Origin of the sequence: Variovorax glucosi (assembly GCF_051216695.1) — a bacterium.
In the GTDB taxonomy this organism is placed as follows: domain Bacteria; phylum Pseudomonadota; class Gammaproteobacteria; order Burkholderiales; family Burkholderiaceae_C; genus Variovorax.
Window position 1 is genome coordinate 1 of sequence record NZ_JBPJZE010000063.1, and the last position, 1,548, is coordinate 1,548.

A 1,548-nucleotide genomic window follows, 5' to 3' on the forward strand; every position below is an offset into this window, starting at 1 on the left:
GATGGCCGAGGACGTCGAACTCATCGGCGACGGTGGCGGCAAGGTGCAGACCTTCAGCAAGATCTTGCGCGGCAGCCAGCGTCTGGCGCAGCTGTATTACTCGCTGTGGCGCCGCATGGGGCCGGCGGTGCGCATGGAAATGGTCGACATCAACGGCGAGCCGGGCATGCTGCGTTTTCTTGACGGCGAACTCGAATCGGCCCAGACCTTCGAGATCGAGAACGACCGCATCGTGCGCATCCGCGCGCAGCGCAACCCCGACAAGCTGGCGCGCATCGCGCAGCTCTTTTCTTCCAGATAGTTCGCGCGGCGTGTCACGGGGCGCAGGGCTCGTCCGTCTTCAGTGGGTAGCAAGCAGATTTCATCGCAACCCACCTGGAGAAACCCATGAACACCACCGCACGCCTGAACTGGTTCAAGCTCGTCCCGAAGTCCTTCGAGGCCATCCTCGCCGTCAACACCACCATCGAGTCGAGCACGCTCGGCAAGGTGCTGGTCGACTTCGTCTTCGCCCGCGTCTCGCAGATCAACGGCTGCGCCTACTGCATCGACATGCATTCGCGCGACCTGCTCAAGTCTGGCCTGTCGGTCGACAAGCTCGTGCTGGTCCCGGTGTGGCACGACGCGGGCGAAGTCTTCAGCCGCCGCGAACAGGTCGCGCTCGCCTGGGCGGAAACCGTGACGCGCGTCGCCGAAACCGGCGTTCCCGATGCGGACTACGAAGCCGCCGCCGCCGAGTTCAGCGACAAGGAACTGGCCGACCTCACCTACGCGATCGGCCTGATGAACGCCTTCAACCGCTTCGGCATCACGTTCCGCTCGATGCCCGCTGCTACTGCCGCCGCTGCCAAGGCCTGAACGCCATGGCATGGGCATTACTCGGTGTTGCAGGCGTGCTTGAAATCGTCTTCGCCTTTGCGATGAAGTCGTCCGAAGGTTTCACGCGGCTGGTGCCCGCGCTGTTCACGGTCGCTGCCGGCCTGTCGAGCGTGGTGCTTCTTTCGCTCTCGCTGCGAACATTGCCGATGGGAACGGGCTACGCAGTGTGGACCGGCATCGGCGCCGCAGGCACCGCGATCGTAGGCATGGTGGTGCTGGGCGATTCGGCCGCGCCGATGCGGCTGCTGTGCATTGCGCTCATCCTGGCCGGCGTGATCGGGCTCAAGCTGGTCACCACCAGTTGAGAGGGAAGCGGCCTGCGCTCAGGCCTGCAAGGCCTGCCCGATCTTCAGCGCCGAGCCGAAGGCCAGCGTGAAACCCAACGCGCCGTGGCCCGTGTTGAACAGCATGTTCGACGGCGCTCTCTCCAGTCGGCCGATGATCGGCAGTCCTGTCGGCGTGGCCGGCCGCATGCCTGTCCACGGGTGCAGTTCCTCGAGCCGGCTCGCATGCGGGAAGAGGGCACGCGTCGCCGCTGCCAGTGTCTCGATGCGCGTGGCCGGAATGCTTGCGTCGTGCCCCACCAGTTCGGCCATGCCCGCTACACGCAGGCGCGAGCCGATGCGCGCGAACACCACCTTGCGTGCGCTGTCGGTCACGTTAACGTGC

Annotated in this window: 3 protein-coding genes and 1 pseudogene; 3 read left to right on the plus strand and 1 reads right to left on the minus strand. The window is 65.4% G+C overall.

The window, feature by feature from the left end; translation table 11 throughout:
* The 3 genes and pseudogenes from ACSFA3_RS22850 to ACSFA3_RS22860 all read left to right on the plus strand — a co-directional run.
* Nucleotides 1–301: pseudogene (locus ACSFA3_RS22850) on the plus strand (RNA polymerase subunit sigma-24); the annotation flags it as partial.
* A gap of 86 nt (nucleotides 302–387) precedes the next feature.
* Nucleotides 388–858, plus strand: a complete 471-nt coding sequence (locus ACSFA3_RS22855) for a carboxymuconolactone decarboxylase family protein (protein WP_435507746.1) — start codon at nucleotides 388–390, stop codon at nucleotides 856–858.
* Between the two features lie 5 nt (nucleotides 859–863).
* A complete protein-coding gene (locus ACSFA3_RS22860; RefSeq protein WP_093075413.1) occupies nucleotides 864–1,184 on the plus strand; it encodes a DMT family transporter in 321 nt (106 codons plus the stop codon).
* An 18-nt stretch (nucleotides 1,185–1,202) separates the two neighbouring features.
* Here the strand turns inward: ACSFA3_RS22860 and ACSFA3_RS22865 are convergent.
* The coding region (locus ACSFA3_RS22865) for an FAD-dependent oxidoreductase (protein ID WP_435507747.1) at nucleotides 1,203–1,548 on the minus strand (346 nt) is incomplete at its 5' end.